Here is a 19,489-nt window from a genome sequence, read left to right on the forward strand (position 1 = left end):
TGGCCCTCTCTTTATTACGATTTCTTACTATAAGATTTAATTTTCTCTTTAAACTTTTTTCTTTCGACCTTCATTTCTTCAAAGAATTCTTTTTTCATACTTCTAATACTATCGCGCTGGTCTTTGTGTCGTAGTTGCTTCATCGACTTTCTAAATTCTTTACTCTTTTCTTTAATTTGTTTTCTAATATTTTTATTTTCTTCTTTTTTACCAAATTGTAACTTCTTCTTTAGAGCATAGATTTCATCTAAGTGCTTTAGCATTAATGCTTCATTATCTTTTAAAAACTTCTCTCTTTTTGAAAATACTTTTTTCTCAAATGCCACTTTCTTCTTATGTTGTTCATCTTGAAACTTAGCAAATTCACTTTCTAATTTCTTAAGATCCCCTTTAGAAAGTTTAGAAAAATCACCATCCATTTCAGTCATCTTTTCATAACGTGCACTTCTATCTTTCTTATGCTTTCGATCTCTTTTCTTTTCACCATCTGCGAGTGTAGAAAAAGCTAATAAAAAAGTTAAAGCTAATATAGTAAGAGTTTTCATCATTTTCTCCTTTTTATCCAGTTAACTGTTATACTGGTGGTAATGGAAAAGGTTTCACTGTCCTGTAACTAGTGAATATTATAGCACTTTATTGAAAGTGCGAAACCTTTGTAAGCAATATTCGTATAATAGGTATGCGTATAATGAAGAACTTTATCTGGTCAAATTCGCAATCAAAACTAGGCTCATCTGACCTAATGGAAGTTGTTGCAAAAAATGATGACCACCAAGCTTTTGAGGTCCTCTACCAAAGGCTTAGTACAAAGCTTTATCAATATGTTTATTATATCCTACTCGATGAGCAAAAGGCCCAAGAGATTGTTCACGATGCTTTCTTCACTTTATATGACAAGAGAAAGATGTATCGAAAAGAATATCAAGTATCGACATGGCTTTGGACGATTGCAAGAAATAAGAGTTATGACTATTTAAAGAAAATAAAAGAATTAAATGTTGCCGATGATAATGTGATTATTGGTATAGAAGATGAGCAAGTATCGACTCTTGAAAAGCTTATTGAAGAGGCCAATTCAGAAATAATAATTGAAGCAATTTCAAACTTACCTCCAACACAAAGAGAGGCCATTACCCTGTGGATGGATGAGTACACTGGAGATGAAATTGCAGAGATTTTAGGAAAGTCGAGACAGGCCGTTAAGAATTTAATAAACAGAGCAAAACTAAAACTTAAAGAGATACTTGAAACACAATTGGAGTCTTTATGAAAGATTCAAATAAAGAAATGAATATGAAAACAAATTTAAGAACAAAAGCTGCAATTAATCCGCCAAAGGAGATGAATGCTGCGTTCAAGACAAAATTTACATCTCATTTGAAAGCTAAGCAAAAGAAGAGGGCCCAGTGGTTATGTGCAGCTCTAGCAAGCATTACGATCTGTCTTGCAGTAGTTGTCACCCTAAGCCTTGAGCAACCGAGCTCCTCGGCCAGCAATGTGAAAGATTACTTGGCCTATATTGAAAGTAACTTTACAAATGATGACCAGGTTTTAGAAAGTATTGATGAACTAAGTGCCATCTCATATAATTACATTGATGTTGACGGCGAATATAGTGATTATTAAAAAACCAAGGAATATCTGTGACAAGTGAAAGTAATGGCCACCTCAATGTATTAGGTACTCCCCTCCAAATGTGTGGGTGTACACCAATGACTGGATTTTGGCGTGACGGTTTTTGTCGTACAGATATTGATGATCGAGGAATGCACACTGTTTGCTGTATCGTTACAGAAGAGTTTCTTGAGTTCTCAAAAGCCGATGGAAATGATCTATCAACTCCTATGCCGCAATTTCAATTTGCAGGTCTAAAACCAGGTGATCGCTGGTGCTTATGTGCAGGAAGATGGCTTAGCGCATACAAAGCAGGAAAGGCCTGTCCAATTATACTTGAAGCGTGCCATGAAGAAACCCTGGCCGTGATTCCAATGCAATTTCTAACTGAGATGGCCTATAACAAAGCTTAAGCTTTACTGGCCTAAAGATAGCGAATACAATAGAGCGAATGCGGCCGTAGTTCAGTTGGATAGAACGTCAGACTTCGGATCTGAATGTCGGGGGTTCGAGTCCTCCCGGCCGCGCCACATCGTGCGGCAAAAGTGCCCCAAAGGGCAGTTTTGAAGCACAGATGAATGTGACTCAAGGAAGCTAAAACGAGCGTAGCGAGTTTGCGGCTTTCGGTTATATGGTAAATCTGAAAAGCGGCAAAAGTGCCCCAAAGGGCAATTTTAAAGCACTAAAACTTTCGACCAAAATTACACTCAACATAAGTCGAGTCTTCCGGACTATGACTCTCATTACTCCAAGCATGGTGAACACTTTTTGCTACACCACAACCAAAGTACATTGTCTTATCAGAATTATACTTAATAAGTGAAAACATATTTTCTTTTTCAAGAAGGCCATCATCATTACCAAAGTCAGCGACTTCCTCTCTTTGATACTCTAAGTAAAGACTTCGAGAATTATCTATAGCAACGCGAACTCTTGCCCCATAAGGAATATGTAACGATTTATCATGAGCAGAGATATAACGGATAGCACGTACACCAGCATAGGCTTCAACTTCAATTAACTCATTCTCAGTGCGATACCCTACCGCCCCAGTAATATCACTTGGTATAATAGGAACACTTAATCTTACGTCGTAATATAGTCCCGACTCATCATATCTTTCTTCTACATTTTGAATCGCTTGTGCCTCTAGGTTAAGGTCAAGTTCATTTGCAAATGAAGAAAATGAGCAGATAAGTGCAGTGGCCAACATAAGTTTTTTCATCTTTCGTCTCCCTAGGGTGTCTGTGTTTTTGTCCGATTGAATTACAAATAAGGTAGCACTTATGAGCTTTACTCTAGATTAAATTGAAAATGTTTCTATGAGTTCTAAAGTTTAGACACTTAACTAGAATAAGATTTTAGATACTTAGAATGCTAATTCATAAAAAAACTGACAATAGACTACCTGCGTCTTCAAATAGAGAACCCCAACGTGTACCTTCTTCCAATGAAGAAACTAATCACAATAACGCTTATGGCAATTAATATTTTTGCCACTTCCACTACTCCTACAACTGAGTTCAATGATTGGCTTAATGAGCTTAAGATTGAACTTAATCAAGAGCATGGTTTTTCGTATGCCTTACTAGATGATGCCTTTGATGGTGTTACTTTTAATGAAGATGTTATCAAATATGATCGCAGACAACCTGAGTTTGTCATGAGTGTTGGCCGATACCTAGATATCGTTATTAGTGAGACAAGAATCGAGAAAGGCCAAAGATATCAGGCCGAGCTTGAAGATATTTTTATCGATATTGAAAACGATTTTAATTTTCAAGATCGCTTCCTCTTATCATTCTGGGCCCTTGAAACAAACTTTTCTTCGATTACAGGCAAGCTCGATATTATCCGCTCTCTTGCGACTCTTTCATATGATGGTCGCCGCTCAGCATTTTTCAAGAGAGAATTAGTTAATGCTCTTACAATGCTGCAAAAGGGAATTTACTCATACCCTAGTGAACGTATGCAGGGATCATGGGCAGGAGCGATGGGCTCGACTCAATTCATGCCTTCAACAATGCTAGCTTATGCCATTGACTACGATAAAGATGGCCAAATAAATATGTGGGAAAACCAACGTGACTTCTTAGGTTCTCCAGCAAACTTCCTATCAAAAGTTGGCTGGAATGGTGATGAAAGCTGGGGACATGAAATTGATCTACCAAGCGACTTTGACTACTTTCATAGTGGATTAAAATATAAAGAAGATCTGCAGTATTGGATAGATCGCGGAATCACATTAAGAGGTGGAACTCAACTGCCTTACACAAGTGGGAAAACTGCAATCTACCTTCCACAAGGAGCAAATGGGCCAGCATTTATTGTTTACCCTAACTTCTTTACTATCTTTAAATGGAATAATTCAGAAAAGTACGCTCTAGGGATTGGAATTCTTTCTGATCTTATTGCAAAACGTGGTGATTATTTTAGTAAGTTTAATTTAGATGAAGAGTCATTTATGTCATTTGAAATGGCAAAGAAAATTCAAGCAAAATTAAACGAGTTAGGTCTCGATGCTGGGCCAGTTGATGGGATTCCAGGAAAACAAACGACAGCAGCAATCCAAAGATTTCAAGTATCAGAAGATATCATTCCAGACGGCTATTTAACTAAAGATTTGGCCGATCAAATTCTTGCAAAATAAATAAAATCTTAAGTCAAAACATCAATCCCCTTTCCGATGAAGTAGTCACTATCTAAGTAAACACTTCACCGGAAAGGAGAATATATGTTGAAAGTAATGAAAGGATTACAAAAGGGTATCGTCGGTATCGAGGGATCAGGACGTATAACAAAAGACGACTATATTAATGTGCTTGAACCGATTTTAGATGAGGCCCTAAAAAAAGAAGAAAAAGTTGGTGTACTCTTCTACTTAAATGAAACATACGAAGGATACACTCCAGGGGCAGTATTTGAAGATACGGCCATGGGCCTAAAATATTTTAATGTTATGAAAAGGTGTGCAGTAGTTACAGATAGTGCACTAATAACAGGGGCCGTAAAATTATTTGCTCCAATCATTCCAATTGATTTTAAGTCATATAAAATCAATGAACTCGATGAGGCCAAAGACTGGCTTATGCGTGAAGTAGAGTCCGATATCGAATTTCACTTCGATAAGAATGACAACATTCTTACGCTAACTTCTTACCATCCATTGCGAGTCAATGATTTTGAAAAGATTCAAAACTTACTTAATCAAGTTTATAAAGAAACAAAAGTAATTTCAGGAATTATTCTAAACTCAGAACAATTTCCAGGTTGGGATGACTTAAGATCTCTCCTAAGACACTTTGAGTTTCTTAAAGATAATCGACAGCACATTGAGAAGGTTGGAATTTGCACAAGTAATGAGTTGATTAGAAACTCTGCCTCAGTTGTAAGTGATCATTTAGAAAGTGTTGATGTAGCAGTCTTTGAGTACGGTGCGATTAACGACGCAAGGAATTGGCTGAGAAATATTGAATCGAAAGATACAATGCGTGCCGTATGAAAGAAGGCCCTCTACCAAGAGGGCCTTTTTTATATGCGACTATAGTGAATCAATTACTGAATTGAAAGTAGCTGATGGTCTCATTGCCTTTGCAACAAGCTCTAAATTTGGATGATAGTAACCACCCATATCAACGGCTCCACCTTGTGCGCTATTTAACTCTTCAACAATCTTTGCTTCATTTTCAACAAGGTTTGAAGCAACAGGAGTAAAGATTTCTTTAAGCTCAGCATCTTCATTTTGATCAGCAAGTGCTTTTGCCCAGTACTGAGCTAAGAAGTAGTGAGAACCTCTATTATCAAGCTCACCTACTTTTCTTGATGGAGACTTATCATTCTTTAGAAATGCAGTATTTGCTTCATCTAGAGTTTTTGCAAGAACAGTTGCCTTTGCATTACCTGTTTTAATTGCAAGATCTTCAAGAGAAACACCTAGTGCTAAGAACTCTCCTAGAGAGTCCCATCTTAAGTGATTTTCACCAGTAAATTGTTGTACGTGCTTAGGAGCTGATCCACCGGCACCAGTTTCAAATAATCCACCACCTGCAAGAAGAGGTACAATTGAAAGCATCTTTGCAGAAGTTCCAAGTTCAAGAATTGGGAAAAGATCTGTTAGGTAGTCACGAAGAACGTTACCTGTCACAGAAATAGTATCTTCACCTTTAATGATTCTCTCCATTGAGTAACGGATTGCTTTAACAGGATCTAGGATTTTAATTTCAAGTCCTGCTGTATCGTGATCTTTTAAGTACTCATTTACTTTCTTAATTAGGTTAGCGTCGTGGCCACGGTTTTCATCAAGCCAGAATACTGCTGGAGTATTAGTAAGACGAGCACGAGTTACACCAAGCTTAACCCAGTCACGTACTGCAACGTCTTTAGTTTGACACATTCTCCAGATATCACCCTCTGAAACCTCGTGAGTAAATACTGTGTTACCTTCTGAATCAGTAACCTCTACAACACCTGCCGCTGGGATTTTAAATGTCTTATCGTGTGAACCATACTCTTCAGCTTTCTTTGCCATAAGACCAACGTTTGGAACTGTTCCCATTGTCTTAGGATCAAATGCTCCGTTCTCTTTACAGAACGAAATTACTTCTTGGTACATTTGAGCGTAGCTTCTATCTGGAATACAGAATTTAGTATCTTCTTGCTTATTATCTTTATTCCACATTTGCCCAGAAGTTCTAATTGCCGCAGGCATTGAAGCATCGATAATAACATCAGATGGAACGTGTAGGTTTGTGATTCCTTTATCAGAATCAACCATTGCTAGACGTGGCCCATTCTCGATTGCTAGATCAAGTGCACCTTCGATCTCAGCTTTCTTTTCAGCAGGAAGGCCAGAAAGCTTAGAATAAACAGAACCAAGTCCGTTAGCAGAATTTACACCAAGCTCTTTGAACTCAGCTGCATATTTTTCAAATACGTCTTTGAAGTAAACTTCAACACAGTGACCAAACATAATAGGATCACTTACCTTCATCATTGTTGCTTTTAGGTGAACAGAAAAAAGAATATCTTTTTCTTTCGCATCTTGAATATTCTTAGCGAAGAATTCTCTAAGTGCTTTTGCACTCATTACACCTGCATCGATGATTTCGTCTTGAAGAAGAGATACTTTTTCTTTTAGAACTACTTCAGATCCATCATTTTGCTTAAGAGTGATTTTTACATCAGTTGCTTTAGGCATGATTGCTGATTTTTCAGAACCATAAAAGTCATTTGCATCCATGTGTGCAACGTGTGACTTAGAGTCTTTTGACCAAGCTCCCATTCTGTGTGGATTAGCTTTTGCATATTCTTTAACCGGCCCAGCAACACGACGGTCAGAGTTCCCCTCACGAAGAACTGGGTTTACTGCTGAACCAAGAACTTTCGCATAACGAGAAGCAATGTCTTTTTCTTCATCAGTCGATGGTGCATCTGGGTAATTAGGAATTTTAAAACCGTGGTCTTGAAGTTCTTTAATTGCAGCTGAAAGCTGAGGAATTGATGCAGAAATATTTGGAAGCTTAATGATATTAGCTTCTGCTTGTTTTGCTAACTCACCTAGGTAAGCTAGATCATCTGATTGCTTTTGCTCTTCAGAAAGAAATTCTGGAAAGTGAGCAAGAATTCTTCCTGCAAGAGAGATATCGCGAGTTTCAACATTGATACCTGCATGCTTCGTAAAAGCTTTTACGATTGGAAGAAGTGACTGAGTCGCTAGCGCTGGCGCTTCGTCAGTAATTGTGTAAATGATTTTTGATCCATTAGACATTTTACATCCCGTGTTATTTGTTATGAACTGATAATAAAACGTCTTATCCTATAATAAAACCAACTACTTCGTCCATTGGCTGCGCATCACGGAAAAGTAATCCTTATTATTTACCTCAAATAAGTTTGAGAACCCATACATAAGTTTCAATAACCAACCTCAATATCACATGTAACCAATTACGAGGGAGAAAATATGAAATTTCTAGTGCTTCTTGCTCTTGCACTTCCAGCACTTGCAGGACTAACAATTGATAAGAATAAAGACATCCAAGAAATTAAAAAAATGACAGGATGCTATGCCATTAAGTTTCAATCGTCTGAAACTTTCGCCTATAGCAATGATTATGACTTCTACGATCGCTATGCCTCAGGGGCCCTTGAGTGGATCTTTGTCGATTCAGAAAATGAAGACATGGTTAATATTCAACATATTCTAGTTACTCCACATGCCATCGTTAAGCACTGGAGACAGCAATGGGACTGGGAAGCAGCGAATGCTCTCGATTACAGAGGCTTTAGTAATTGGAATAACAAGGCCGTAAAAAACCCACAAGGAAATTGGGTACAAAGAGTCTATCAAGTAGATGACTCTCCAAGATATGAATGTTCTGCACCATGGATTCACACAGATACAAACTCATATTGGGAATGTACAGCTAATGCTCCTCTACCAAGACGTGAATTCTCAATCAGATCAGACTATAACGTTTTAAGAAGAACAAATCGCCATGAACAGACTTCATATGGCCACGTTCACGACCAAGATAATATCAAAGTTAATATGCTTGAAAATGGAATGGAGCTTAAACTTGCAATGGAGAAGAGCTACAATACTTACCAGAAAGTTGATGATAGCCGTTGTCAACCGGCGATTGAATGGTGGAAGACTCATAAGTATTTCTGGCGTGACGTCGTTAATGTATGGAACAAAGAGCTTTACTCTGAAGATTCAGTGAAGATTGATTTTAAGAAAACAGGTGCTCCTCTATGGGCAAGACTATTTGAACTAGATGATCAAATGAGCACAAGACCTGCTTACGACTCAAAAGAATCAACTCAAAAAATCAAAACAATTATTCAAAACCATATCCTTAGATAGAAAAAACAGGGCCTCTCCTAGCGGGGCCCTTTTTGGCATTCCAATTGCTTTTAAATAGGTAGATATAATTTGAACTAAACAATTATGGGCACTTATGAAAAAGCATCTGTTCTTTTTATTTACACTTTGTACACTTTCTACACAGGCAAAGCTCTACTATGCACCAGATGGCACTCAATACGAGCTGGGTGAATGTCAAAATGAATGTATGGATAAGCTTGCCCAAGAAACGCCATCTCGTGTTCTTCAAATCGTAGAAGGTTCTCGTTACAAAGACTTTCTAATAAGAGAGACCCTGACAAAATACCTTGAAAATGAAAGTATCGAAAATTTTGATAAACTATACAAAGACTCATCATATGATAATTTTTGGATCCTTAATAAGCGACACGCTACAGAAATGAATATCAGCATAAAGAATGTTAGCGACGAACAAAAGCTTACGGCCGCTATCGAGTACATAAAGAATAATCCAGACAAAGTTAAAGAGAACTACCCCCTTATTAACGAATTAGGGCAACTCGTTGCTGCCAAAAATAAATCAGACAATGGTATCTCAAGTGCAGAGAAAGAACTTCTTAATGAACTAGATAGACAGAAGAAGATAAATCTTGGTGATCTTATCCAAGACCTCACTTACTACGACAATACAAAAATGACGGGCCTCTATGACCTACTTGCATTTGATAAAAGGCAAGACATTGTCTGCCAGCATATTGATGAAGAAGTAGCACACTTTGATGAGTACATGACAGAAGATTGTAGAGAATATGAAGATTGTGTCCAGTTAGCAGAATCAACAATTACTTCAATGAAGGATACGTTTAAAGATTACCTAACATACACTTGTAATGGAAGCTCCCTGAGCGACAATATTGATAATATTAGAGAGCATGCAAAAGACACACTTTCTTATATGTTTCCGGATATTGTTGCAAATCTCAACTACAAAACGATGATGGATGAGTGCTATGACTGTGGCGTGACCAAAACTGAAGACTATATTGTCGATACGCGTATTGTTCAAGAAGCAAATAAGTTTTTTAAAGTTACAAAAAAATGGACACAGGGCTGTGACGAATTAGTCATAGAGAGCTCATTTTATAATATGGAAAGAAGAGCTTTAAAGAAATTAAGAAAGTACCCAAATCTTAAAATTAATGACGTTCAAACAAAGAGTTCGACATGTAAAGTAAGACTAGATGCTACTAATTAATCTTCAGTATAAGTAACAAGTTGATTACCTAAGTCTTTATAGGCCTTAAATAGGGAGTCTTCATTTACCCATCCGCTATCATTGAAGACGTCAAAGTTCTTTCCCCAGCTATTGTGGACACGGTACTGATTTCGACAATTCTTACCATTGTCACAAATCTGGCGAAAACCACTTAATAAGTAAGCATGTCCTCCACAGTAGCGCTGTCTCTGCTCTTTTGGACACATCTCCATATACTTAACTGAAGGGTCATCACAATAACGAGTCCAAGTACAGCTAGAAATTGCAGCGGATTTATCCTTTTCAAAAAGATCGATCATTTTTTCTCTAAACTTATCAACTTCTGTGATTCGCTCTTGCTTAAATCCCATAGGAGCAAGCTTAATCTGAGTCTTATCCTCTTTGCATTTTTGAGGGATTAAAACTTCATTTAAAAATTCCTCGAAGGCATTAATTGAAGTAATCTTTGTTGCCGCACGAGAGAGGCTATCTAACATCTCAGAACTAAAAGGAAAGAAGTCTTTAAAAAAGTCTTCAGTACACTTATTACAAACACCATCCTTTAAAGAGTTATCTTTGACCTGATGGTAGATCTCATTAATAGCGAGAAGCTGAGGATAGTCCACAATACGAAAGTCATTATCTGGGTTGTTGTAATTTTCAATTTGTTGATAAGGAGCACATTCTTCTTTGGCAAATTTTAAGCTAACCTTCTCACCTTTTGTTAAAGCATCAATAACCTGTGTTAGATTACCACCATTAAGCCCTAGAAACTCACTTTGAGTTCCTGATTTTAACTGTGTCTTACCTAGAACATCTAAAACAGAAATTTGATCGTCTTTAGTACAATTGCCACTTTTCAGGCATGATTGATCCATTAGAGAAGTCATGGCAAATAAATAACATGTTCCAAATCCATCCTGATCACGAACGATTGGATTCGTCTTCACATCAATTTGTTTAACAACTTTCTCACTCCCCATTGGTGGAAGATATTGATAAGCTGCATGCTCATACTCTTTCCAGCGCATGTCTTCAGTAATTTCAAAAGCAAGAACAGGAAGAGTAAGAAGTAGAATAATAAATTTTCTAATCATGGATTAAGCTCCATGCACTCTTTAAGCTTCCATCAGAAAAAAGGCAAAAGCCGTACTGATTATTATCCTTATCTTTTAAAATTTTATACTGACTATTTCTAAATTCTTTGCAGGCCTTAGAACCTGGATGGCCAGTAAGCCCTGTGCCCTTCTTTGGTGTAGTTTTAGCATTTTGACAAACTTTAGAACTTAGACATTCTTTATTCATGAGAGAGTTGTTCTTCCCCTTATAGATTTTGACTTCTCTAAACTGACCTTTCTTATAGATTTTCATGATTTGAAAATCTTTTTCTACTGCCAAGGAGATAAATGGCAAGAGTATGAGTATTAACAATTTCATGACTAACCTTCTGCTCTAAAGAAGGATTCAATGCGACTAAAGAATCTTTCAATCCAACTACCTTCAATTGAAGAAGGATTTCGTTGCGTCTCTTGTACTTCGGCCATAACTTCAGCAACTTCCTCAAGTGCAAGGTCCATCTCATCACCGTGCTCAATTGTAACTTCTGGACTAGATTCTTCAGACTTTGAATCTATTTCTTCACCGTTCTCATCAACTTCAGTAACAGTTGCTCTCTCTTCTAATTTTGACCTCTGATAGAGATAAATAGGAGTTGAAGCTGGAACAAATTGAATAAGTTGACCAATTAGGCTTCTTTTATGGGTAATACTGATATCACCACGAGCAATTGCCTTCTCTTCCGCGGCCATCATACGCTCATAAAATTTTGGGTCTGCTGTTTTGGCATGTTCTTTTAATATCTTCCACTTCTTAACAGCAAGTGCATCAACCATTCTTGCAAAAGTAACAAGAATTTCATCTTTTGGAACAGATGTATTTACATTCTTTAAATGAGAATAACTCTTTTCCACATCATTCTTAAAACTCTTAACAATACTATTGATTTTTGGAAAATGAATCGTTCTTGCTTGTGCATTATAGAAAGCTTGAAAGATACGAACAGCACGATACTTTCCTATTCTTTTTGATTTATAAACCAGCCCCATAATCGAATCAATGATTTCTGGTTGCAGCATTAAAGAGATAAGCCAGTTTACAACCTCAGCGTTTCTCTCCTTCTTAAGCTTTGTTAATAAGGCAACAGGGTTTTCGTGAACAACCTTATTAAGCTCTTCAAGATCTGGTCTTTCCACCCCTTTAAAGAATACAGGTAAACTTCGCTGTTCCTTTTCACTCTCTACCCCTAGATTAGCAAGAAGTGTTTTTAGCTGGGCCTCACATTCACTATTACAAAGATCACTCCCTTTTAAATCCCTTAGGTGTTCTCTCACAAGTCTATACTCGTAGTAGTGATTACCAATATGAAGCAGATTACTTTGAATCTCTTTATCTAATTGAATTTTGAATATTTCAGCATTAGGTGAATTTTCAAACTTAGAAAGAATAAAATCTTGAAACTCACTCGCATAACCCTTTGAGGCGATGTAGCTTTTTAACTTTGCTTTTGTAATCTCTGTCGACTCAAACTTTTTATTAATATCTGAAAGCCTTTGAAATGAAATGAAATTCATCTCAAAGTCGCGAAAAAAGACTTCCCAGTCTCTTACGTTAACAGAGTAATGTTTTGTAAAAATATTATTATCAAGCCTTTCAATCTTTTTCCAAATGGCCAAAGTTGTAGCAGGCTCTTGATGTTCACTTGAGTTTCTTAAACGATTATTTAAGATCTCAAGCTTATTGATCTTCTGTTTAAGTGCATATTCAGGAGTATCGTAGAAAGAACTCTTTCTCATTCCAAGAAATGACTTAAGAACACCACCACATGATGCAAATGAATTAAACGTGATATTGAATACAATTAAATAGGTAAATAATCTTCTCATAGGCCCTCGTCGTCTTATCGGTGACTTGGGCCTAATCTTTAAAGAAATCAGCTTAAATTAGAATGTAATTTCAATTACTTAAATAATGAAAGGTACTGGCCATAGCCTTCTTTTTCTAGATCGGCCTTTGGGATAAAGCGCATGGCCGCAGAATTTATGCAATAGCGCTTTCCATCTGGGCCTGGGCCATCATCAAAGACGTGACCAAGATGAGAGTCTCCACTTGATGAGCGCACCTCAGTTCTTGTCATAAATAGCTTAGTATCTTCTTTCATACTTACCACTTTTTGATCAATAGGCTTTGTGAATGCAGGCCATCCCGAACCAGAGTCATACTTATCAAGAGAGCTAAAAAGGGGCTCACCTGTTGCAACATCAACGTAAATCCCCTCTTCTTTATTGTCCCAGTACTTATTAGCAAAAGGTCTCTCTGTAGCATCATTTTGAGTCACTTCAAATTCAAGAGGCGTTAGTTTTTCTTTTAATTCTTTGAGATCAGGTTTCTTGTACATAACTTTATCCTTATTTTCTTTTGCTTGTTTTATTTCTTTCTTTTCACACTTTAAAGGTCTTGAAGCGACATCGCGAATATAGCCACCACGTCCAGATAATTCTTTATAGGTATTATAGCGTATCGGATTCTTTTTATAATAATCTTGATGAGAATCTTCTGCTGGAAAAAATTTATGTGCCATCTCAATAGCAGTCACAATTGGTTTGTCATACTTCTTACAGGCTTCAAGATTATTTTTCGAATTTAGAGCTATTTGCTTTTGTTTCTCATTGGTGACAAAAATCACAGTGCGGTACTGACTACCACGGTCAGCGAATTGACCTCCACTATCAGTCGGATCAATATTTTGCCAATAAATTTCAAGGAGATCTTCATAACTGACAAGTGAGTTGTCGTATGTCACTTGTACAACCTCAACATGTCCACTACTACCACTTGAAACTTCCTGATAACTTGGACTCTCTTTTGTTCCTCCCATATAGCCAGAGACAACGGAGTTTACACCTTTAAGTTTTTCAAATGGAGCTTCCATACACCAGAAGCAGCCTCCGCCAAATACCGCAGTTTCTTTAGCTGCATGAATACAGGTACTTAACGCAATCAATATAGTTAAGAGAACAAACTTCATTTTACCTCCGTGAAACTTTCTTCTACTTCCTTCGTATAAGTATTCGTAGCGCAAAACTAAATTGTTACATCCTAATCTTAACACAAGGAACTATGGCCAACTGAAAGAGTTTGACCTCGTGATTTTGGCTACTTAAAATTAGAATATGAAAAAATTTATACAATACTTTATCGATAATCTTCTAATCTCTAACGTTTTATTCTTCAGTGTCTTTGTCATCGCAATCTTTGCGTGGACTAAAATTCCAAAGGAAGAAATGCCAGACTTTGAATCACCTTATGTTCGAATCATGACTGTTTTTCCAGGGGCAAGTGCAGAGGATGTGGAATTTTTTATTACAAAGCCCATTGAAGAAGAGTTAAAGAACGTTGCAGGTATCGAAGAAGTGCGCTCAGTTTCTTCAACAGGTTCAAGTTCTGTTACAGTTGTGATGCTTGAGAACTACCCGAACCCGAGAGAAGTTTACCTCGACATACAAGATGCGGCACTTCGTGCAGATCTTCCTAATGAAGCCGAACTCCCAACTTTTCATCAATTTAAATCTTCTGAAAAAGCATATATTGATATTGGATTCTATCTTGAGGGTAAAAGAGACCTATCAGTTAAAGACCGTGATCGCCTTCAACAATTAGTTAGAAATTTTGAAACTCAAGTAAAGACACTACCTTCAGTATCAGGTGTTGATCGCAGTGGTTATCTTGATCCAGAAAATCATATCCTACTTAGTCCTACTAAGATAAAGGAAAATAAAATATCAATCCACAAAGTTGTTTCAAGCTTAAGAGAAAGTCATATTCGTGCTCCTATCGGAGTTTTAGAAGATACACAGCAATCTAAAGTAACTTCAATTAATGAACTTATTGATGAAAGTGATTTTAAAGACCTTCTTGTTACAGGTAACTACGATGGTGAAGGTGTTACTCTTGATCAAATAGCAACTTTTAGAAAATCTTTTGAAAAAACTAATAGCATCTATAAAATTAATGGCCATGAAGGAATCATGCTCAACTTAAAGAAGAGTCACAATGTTGATATTCTTGAAGCAAATAAAGCGACCGTTGCCTTCATTGAAAAATACAAGAAAGGACAGCTCGATGATTTGAAAATCGTAACACTTGATGATGAGTCATACGATGTAAAAAATAGACTTGCCATTGTCGCCAGTAACGGACTACTTGGTTTTGCTCTTATTGTTCTCGTTCTCTTTTTATTTCTCGATTTTAAATCAGGAATATGGGTCAGTATGGGGATCCCATTCACACTATGCTTCACCCTTATTTGTATGCTCATTTTTGATTACACAATCAATAATATGACTCTTGCTGCGATCATCATTGTAATGGGAATTGTCGTAGATGATGCCATTATTGTAGCTGAGAATATAGGCCGAATTACAGAAGATCACAAAGGGACTTTAAAAGAGTTAATGGATAAGGTAACAGCAAATGCTGCGAGTCTTCTAATGCCTATCACAAGTGCAATTGCGACAACTTGTGTGGCCTTCCTGCCTCTCTTATTCTTTGGTGGATGGTTTGGAAAATTCGTCTACGTTCTTCCCTTTATTATTACGATGATGCTCGTTGCCTCATTACTTGAATCCTTCACAGTACTTCCAGCACACGTTTTCCAGAGAAAACCTAAGAAGAAACATGAAGTAAGTTGGTTTAGAAAATATGAAGCAATTTATGCAAATACCTTAGAGAAGGCCTTAAATTATCGCGCCCTAATTGTTGTGATCTTCATCGCATCCACTGCCCTTTCGGGATATCTTTTCAAAACAAAACTTAAATTTGTGATGTTTCCAAGAGAAGAAAGTAAGGAATTGAGTTTAAGTGTTTACACTAAAAAAGGAACTTCAAAAGATGAAATGAATGAGTATCTTAAACCAATTGAAGATATTCTACTTGCCTCGACTAAGGAATTAAGTATTGTTGGTTTCCGTTCAAATGTAGGTCAATCAAGACGTGGTGGTGCCGTTAATTACAATCGTGCAAATATCAATGTTGAAATTTTACCTGCAGATGAAAGAGAACTTTCGGCAAATCAAATCATTGATATTTTAAAAGAAAGAATGAAAGACACTCCAAATATTGAAGAAGTGCGCTTCTTTAAATCTCGCTGGGGAAGTGGTTCTGGTTCAACGATTGAAATTCAAATTCAAGAAAATGATGACAAGATTAGAGCTGAGATTGCAAATATACTTGCAGAAAATCAAAAGGCCAATAAAACTCTTAAAAACGTTGAGATTGAAAGACCTATTAATACTAAAGAGTATAACTTTAAAATTAATCAAAATGAAATTTTAAGATTTGGCCTTACTCCAAGTGACGTTACCACTTCCCTACGTACATTTGTCCAAGGAACAGTTCTTTATACTCTTAAAAGTACTGATGAAGAGGTTGAAGTAAGACTTACTGTCGCTAAGAATTACAAAGTTGATATCGAAAGATTAAAGCAACTAAGAATTGATAACGGTACGGGTGGCTATGTTCCTATCTCACGTTTTATAACAATTGAAGAAGTTGTAAAACCTTCTAATATTGAGCGTGTCGACTTTAAAAGAACGACAATGGTCTACTCTGATATTGAAGAAAGCTCTGGTGTTACTCCTTTAGAAGTAGCCGATTACTATGAGAATGAAGTTTTTCCAGAAATTCTTAAAAAGTATCCATCTTCAATTATTAACTTTGTTGGTGAAATTGAGGAAACGAGGGAGTCTACAGGAGACTTTATGATGGCAGGTTTTCTTGTCATTGCTTTAATTTATATGATCTTAACGATACAGTTTAAATCACTCTCGGCCCCACTAATAATTATGACGATTATTCCAATTGGGGTATCCGGAGTTATTTATATTCTTATGGCACACAGTATGGAAATTTTTGGATTCTTTGCAGTCATCGGTGCACTAGGAATGGTTGGGGTTGTAGTCAATGATTCAATAGTCCTCATTGATAAGTTAATCAATGATACTAAGTTTACGACAGATAAGAAGGATCTTTACAAGCAGATTGGTGAAATCTCTTCAACAAGACTTAGAGCAATTATCCTGACAACACTAACAACTGTTATTGGGGTACTTCCTACGGCCTACGGTTTTGCGGGATACGATTCAATGTTATCAGAGATGATGCTTACAATGGGCTGGGGTCTTGCTATCTCGACAGTCATTACATTATTTCTAACACCGGCGATCTTCTCATATTTATCGAGGTTTTTAGTGACTCAAGATATACCAGAAGAAGAAGCCTTTCTAAGCGAGAAATAGATTATTAAGTACCTGATATTATGTCCTTATGGCCGTTAATATCAGGTATCCATTCAATAAAAAATCTTGTCCATTTTATTTACGGCCCTTTACGTTTTTTCAAAACACTAATTCCAGTGACTAAATAATGATAATTTCTTCATATGAGCAAATTCAATATTTTGAAGAAATTTCTTATCCTGATGCTAGGTACTTACCTTTTATGTACTCCTACGAGCTTTGGCCAGGATACGACGACTGAACTTCAACTCAAAATTGAACAGTTATTAATTCACAATGATCTAGGTGAAGATGTCGCAGAGAAACTAATCTTTGGTATAAATGATATTGAGTCTCGTGAAGGCGAAAATCTTGATATCGAAAAAATCACCAATGATTTGGAAAAACTAAAAGAAGAAAATGATGATCTCTATGAAAATGTAGAGCTAGAAGTTCTTCCTCTTAACGAAGCTAGCGTTTCGATAAAATTTGAAATGCAAAAAAAGAGACTCATAAAAAGAGTTATTATTAGAGTATTTGATAATCAAAACCTAGAAAATGATATTGAAAGTGATCTTAGATCAAAGCTTTCACTTCGTCGTGGAGCTTTCTTCAAGTCAAAACAAATGCTTGAAGATTTAAATACAATTAGTGAGTTCTATAAGTCAAAAGGCCATGCACTTACTAAAGTTGCTAAGAAGTTAAAGCTTGATAAGGAAGATGAAATTAGTATCTTCTTCGATATTTATCTTAACTCAGAACAAATTAAAATTAACGATATCAACTTCGACGGTAATAATACTTTTACCTCAAGACAATTAAGAGAGTTGATTTCTTCGAAAGAGTCTCACCTCTTTTCTAAAAACCTATTCATTGAAAGCACATTTCTTGAAGACGTCGAAAGAGTCAAAAGACATTACATGGAGCAAGGCTTCATCAATATTGAAGTTACACCATCATTTAAAATCGAAAAAACAAAGGCAAATCTACTTTTTACTATTAAAGAAAATGATCAACTAAAATTAGATCAATTATCGATTAGTGGTAATGAAGTATTTTCTAACGAAGAAATTTTAAAAACTTTAAATATTAAATTACCATCAGTTTTTTCTATAAAAAAACAGAGAGAAGCTATTCAAAAGCTAAGAGAAGTCTATGGTGAAAAAGGATATGTATTTGCTCATATCACAATGAATTATGATCAAAATAAAAGAAGCGCATCCTTAAATATAGAAGAAGGTGTTGTCCAAAAAATTATAAAGATGGAAATTATCGGTAATACAAAAACAACGCCAGAAACGATTTACGAGCTGATCTCAATTTATAATGGAGAAATCGTCAATACGAACAAAATCAATGAATCAATACTCGCTCTATATAAAAGTGGCTTCTTTAGAGATGTTAAAATTGACTATACCCCGATGACTAAGAGTGCGGGTAAGATCATAATTCAGGTACAGGAAGAGAGTACTCAAACTATCCAATTCTCTCTTGGATCCGTTTATGGAGGTGCAGGCTTTGGTGTTTCATTAAGTGATGGAAACCTATTTGGGACGGGAAGTTCATTGGCCCTAACGACAATGATTTCAAAAGAGATCAATCGTATTGGGCTGGTTTATAATGACCAACATCTTTTCGGTTCAAATATTAGTTTAAATATTGCGGCCAATCACGACACTGAAAGAAGCTTTCATTATAACGAAAATAAATCAGCTATTCGTATTCTCTTTGAGAAACAGTTAACAAAGAATATTAAAGTTGGCCTAGGTACTAGGCTTGAGTATATTTCTGTTAATAGTTTGTCACAACAATATGCTTCTGACATTAATCTATCTGATACTAAAGACGTTGTTAGTGGTCTTATCGGCTCATTTGCATATCGATTTGAAGATGCAAATGATAAGGGATTAAAAACAAACGGTACTATTTCTATTCACCTACTGCCTTCATTTAATAAGCAAGATTTGTTTTTTAAAAGTATTGTAAATGCTCAGACATCCCGTGAACTCTACCGCAATCAAGATGGAGGAGCTCACCGTATTTCGGGAAGAATCACTCTTGGTTATGCCTCCGAACAAACTCCATTTTACGAGCGTCTTCAAGGTGGAGGAAATGGAACAATACGTGGATTTGAATACGGGTCAATTAGTAAGGATGGGCAGCTAGGATCTAATTCAATGATCTCGGCCAACCTTACATATAGTATGCCTATTTATAAAGATGTCTTTAGTGGAGTTCTATTTCTTGATGCATTCACTCCAGGAGATAGCTCATTAGCAATGGATGACTTTAGACTTGTTGGTGGACTAGGCCTAAGGGCAAAAATGGATGCTGGCTTTGTTTCAGAAACATTTGAAGCAGGACTAACGATACCACTTCTAAGTAAAGATGGAGATATAACAAAACCATTCTACTTTATTATCGGGGAATATGACCCTGCTTATAACTTATAAGGAGATT

At 36.4% G+C, this 19,489-nt stretch carries 16 protein-coding genes and 1 tRNA gene; 10 read left to right on the forward strand and 7 right to left on the reverse strand.

Annotated elements, in window-relative coordinates; all coding sequences use genetic code 11:
* Positions 1-14: 14 nt before the first annotated feature.
* Positions 15-545: a hypothetical protein gene (locus C0Z22_RS09050; protein ID WP_103218045.1), complete on the reverse strand. Its 531-nt coding sequence runs from the start codon at positions 543-545 to the stop codon at positions 15-17.
* 143 nt (positions 546-688) lie between these two features.
* Between C0Z22_RS09050 and C0Z22_RS09055 the strand changes: the two genes are divergently transcribed.
* The 4 genes from C0Z22_RS09055 to C0Z22_RS09070 all read left to right on the forward strand — a co-directional run bounded on the left by C0Z22_RS09055 (position 689) and on the right by C0Z22_RS09070 (position 2,144).
* Positions 689-1,270, forward strand: coding sequence for an RNA polymerase sigma factor (locus tag C0Z22_RS09055; RefSeq protein WP_158246871.1), 582 nt, complete (start codon positions 689-691; stop codon positions 1,268-1,270).
* Positions 1,267-1,626 carry a hypothetical protein gene (locus C0Z22_RS09060; RefSeq protein ID WP_103218047.1) on the forward strand — a complete coding sequence of 120 codons (360 nt, stop codon included), beginning with the start codon at positions 1,267-1,269 and terminating at the stop codon, positions 1,624-1,626. The genes C0Z22_RS09055 and C0Z22_RS09060 overlap by 4 nt, the downstream gene beginning before the upstream one ends.
* Positions 1,627-1,643: 17 nt before the next feature.
* Positions 1,644-2,027: a DUF2237 family protein gene (locus C0Z22_RS09065; RefSeq protein WP_233189715.1), complete on the forward strand. Its 384-nt coding sequence runs from the start codon at positions 1,644-1,646 to the stop codon at positions 2,025-2,027.
* A gap of 40 nt (positions 2,028-2,067) precedes the next feature.
* A tRNA-Arg gene (locus tag C0Z22_RS09070) sits at positions 2,068-2,144 on the forward strand.
* Positions 2,145-2,296: 152 nt separating this feature from the next.
* Here the strand turns inward: C0Z22_RS09070 and C0Z22_RS09075 are convergent.
* Positions 2,297-2,839, reverse strand: coding sequence for a hypothetical protein (locus C0Z22_RS09075; RefSeq protein ID WP_103218048.1), 543 nt, complete (start codon positions 2,837-2,839; stop codon positions 2,297-2,299).
* 225 nt (positions 2,840-3,064) lie between these two features.
* Here C0Z22_RS09075 and C0Z22_RS09080 point away from each other — a divergent pair, with 225 nt between their 5' ends.
* On the forward strand, positions 3,065-4,264 hold the full coding sequence (locus C0Z22_RS09080) for a lytic murein transglycosylase (protein ID WP_146037855.1): 1,200 nt from the start codon (positions 3,065-3,067) through the stop codon (positions 4,262-4,264).
* A gap of 84 nt (positions 4,265-4,348) precedes the next feature.
* Positions 4,349-5,116 (forward strand): STAS/SEC14 domain-containing protein, encoded by a 768-nt coding sequence (locus tag C0Z22_RS09085; protein WP_103218050.1) that lies wholly within the window; start codon positions 4,349-4,351, stop codon positions 5,114-5,116.
* A gap of 39 nt (positions 5,117-5,155) precedes the next feature.
* Here C0Z22_RS09085 and C0Z22_RS09090 read toward each other — a convergent pair whose 3' ends face one another.
* Positions 5,156-7,381 carry an NADP-dependent isocitrate dehydrogenase gene (locus C0Z22_RS09090; protein ID WP_103218051.1) on the reverse strand — a complete coding sequence of 742 codons (2,226 nt, stop codon included), beginning with the start codon at positions 7,379-7,381 and terminating at the stop codon, positions 5,156-5,158.
* Positions 7,382-7,576: 195 nt separating this feature from the next.
* On the opposite strand from C0Z22_RS09090, the gene C0Z22_RS09095 reads away from it, so the two are divergent.
* Positions 7,577-8,482: a DUF6607 family protein gene (locus C0Z22_RS09095; RefSeq protein ID WP_103218052.1), complete on the forward strand. Its 906-nt coding sequence runs from the start codon at positions 7,577-7,579 to the stop codon at positions 8,480-8,482.
* A gap of 94 nt (positions 8,483-8,576) precedes the next feature.
* Positions 8,577-9,698 carry a hypothetical protein gene (locus tag C0Z22_RS09100; protein ID WP_103218053.1) on the forward strand — a complete coding sequence of 374 codons (1,122 nt, stop codon included), beginning with the start codon at positions 8,577-8,579 and terminating at the stop codon, positions 9,696-9,698.
* On the opposite strand, the gene C0Z22_RS09105 is transcribed toward C0Z22_RS09100, so the two are convergent.
* The 4 genes from C0Z22_RS09105 to msrB all read right to left on the reverse strand — a co-directional run bounded on the left by C0Z22_RS09105 (position 9,695) and on the right by msrB (position 13,782).
* A complete protein-coding gene (locus C0Z22_RS09105) occupies positions 9,695-10,795 on the reverse strand; it encodes a hypothetical protein (RefSeq protein WP_103218054.1) in 1,101 nt (366 codons plus the stop codon). The two genes, C0Z22_RS09100 and C0Z22_RS09105, sit on opposite strands and share 4 nt — an antisense overlap.
* Positions 10,788-11,135: a DUF333 domain-containing protein gene (locus C0Z22_RS09110; protein ID WP_146037856.1), complete on the reverse strand. Its 348-nt coding sequence runs from the start codon at positions 11,133-11,135 to the stop codon at positions 10,788-10,790. Before C0Z22_RS09110 ends, C0Z22_RS09105 begins: the two co-directional genes overlap by 8 nt.
* Positions 11,136-11,137: 2 nt before the next feature.
* Positions 11,138-12,640 carry a hypothetical protein gene (locus C0Z22_RS09115; RefSeq protein ID WP_103218056.1) on the reverse strand — a complete coding sequence of 501 codons (1,503 nt, stop codon included), beginning with the start codon at positions 12,638-12,640 and terminating at the stop codon, positions 11,138-11,140.
* Between the two features lie 74 nt (positions 12,641-12,714).
* Complete coding sequence (gene msrB / locus C0Z22_RS16255) at positions 12,715-13,782, reverse strand: peptide-methionine (R)-S-oxide reductase MsrB (protein WP_103218057.1); 1,068 nt, start codon at positions 13,780-13,782, stop codon at positions 12,715-12,717.
* Positions 13,783-13,927: 145 nt separating this feature from the next.
* On the opposite strand from msrB, the gene C0Z22_RS09125 reads away from it, so the two are divergent.
* The gene (locus tag C0Z22_RS09125) at positions 13,928-17,050 is read left to right on the forward strand and encodes an efflux RND transporter permease subunit (protein WP_103218058.1); all 3,123 of its coding nucleotides are present in this window, start codon (positions 13,928-13,930) and stop codon (positions 17,048-17,050) included.
* A gap of 143 nt (positions 17,051-17,193) precedes the next feature.
* On the forward strand, positions 17,194-19,482 hold the full coding sequence (locus C0Z22_RS09130; RefSeq protein ID WP_103218059.1) for an outer membrane protein assembly factor: 2,289 nt from the start codon (positions 17,194-17,196) through the stop codon (positions 19,480-19,482).
* The last annotated feature ends 7 nt before the right edge of the window (positions 19,483-19,489 follow it).

The organism is Halobacteriovorax sp. DA5 (assembly GCF_002903145.1).
Classification (GTDB): Bacteria; Bdellovibrionota; Bacteriovoracia; order Bacteriovoracales; family Bacteriovoracaceae; genus Halobacteriovorax_A.

Excerpts from the sequence above, each read along its gene's own strand:
- C0Z22_RS09050 (WP_103218045.1), bottom strand. The coding sequence starts at position 545 with ATGAAAACTCTTACTATATTAGCTTTAACTTTTTTATTAGCTTTTTCT.
- C0Z22_RS09055 (WP_158246871.1), top strand. The coding sequence starts at position 689 with ATGAAGAACTTTATCTGGTCAAATTCGCAATCAAAACTAGGCTCATCT.
- C0Z22_RS09060 (WP_103218047.1), top strand. The coding sequence starts at position 1,267 with ATGAAAGATTCAAATAAAGAAATGAATATGAAAACAAATTTAAGAACA.
- C0Z22_RS09075 (WP_103218048.1), bottom strand. The coding sequence starts at position 2,839 with ATGAAAAAACTTATGTTGGCCACTGCACTTATCTGCTCATTTTCTTCA.
- C0Z22_RS09080 (WP_146037855.1), top strand. The coding sequence starts at position 3,065 with ATGAAGAAACTAATCACAATAACGCTTATGGCAATTAATATTTTTGCC.
- C0Z22_RS09085 (WP_103218050.1), top strand. The coding sequence starts at position 4,349 with ATGTTGAAAGTAATGAAAGGATTACAAAAGGGTATCGTCGGTATCGAG.
- C0Z22_RS09090 (WP_103218051.1), bottom strand. The coding sequence starts at position 7,381 with ATGTCTAATGGATCAAAAATCATTTACACAATTACTGACGAAGCGCCA.
- C0Z22_RS09095 (WP_103218052.1), top strand. The coding sequence starts at position 7,577 with ATGAAATTTCTAGTGCTTCTTGCTCTTGCACTTCCAGCACTTGCAGGA.
- C0Z22_RS09100 (WP_103218053.1), top strand. The coding sequence starts at position 8,577 with ATGAAAAAGCATCTGTTCTTTTTATTTACACTTTGTACACTTTCTACA.
- C0Z22_RS09105 (WP_103218054.1), bottom strand. The coding sequence starts at position 10,795 with ATGATTAGAAAATTTATTATTCTACTTCTTACTCTTCCTGTTCTTGCT.
- C0Z22_RS09110 (WP_146037856.1), bottom strand. The coding sequence starts at position 11,135 with ATGAAATTGTTAATACTCATACTCTTGCCATTTATCTCCTTGGCAGTA.
- C0Z22_RS09115 (WP_103218056.1), bottom strand. The coding sequence starts at position 12,640 with ATGAGAAGATTATTTACCTATTTAATTGTATTCAATATCACGTTTAAT.
- msrB (WP_103218057.1), bottom strand. The coding sequence starts at position 13,782 with ATGAAGTTTGTTCTCTTAACTATATTGATTGCGTTAAGTACCTGTATT.
- C0Z22_RS09125 (WP_103218058.1), top strand. The coding sequence starts at position 13,928 with ATGAAAAAATTTATACAATACTTTATCGATAATCTTCTAATCTCTAAC.
- C0Z22_RS09130 (WP_103218059.1), top strand. The coding sequence starts at position 17,194 with ATGAGCAAATTCAATATTTTGAAGAAATTTCTTATCCTGATGCTAGGT.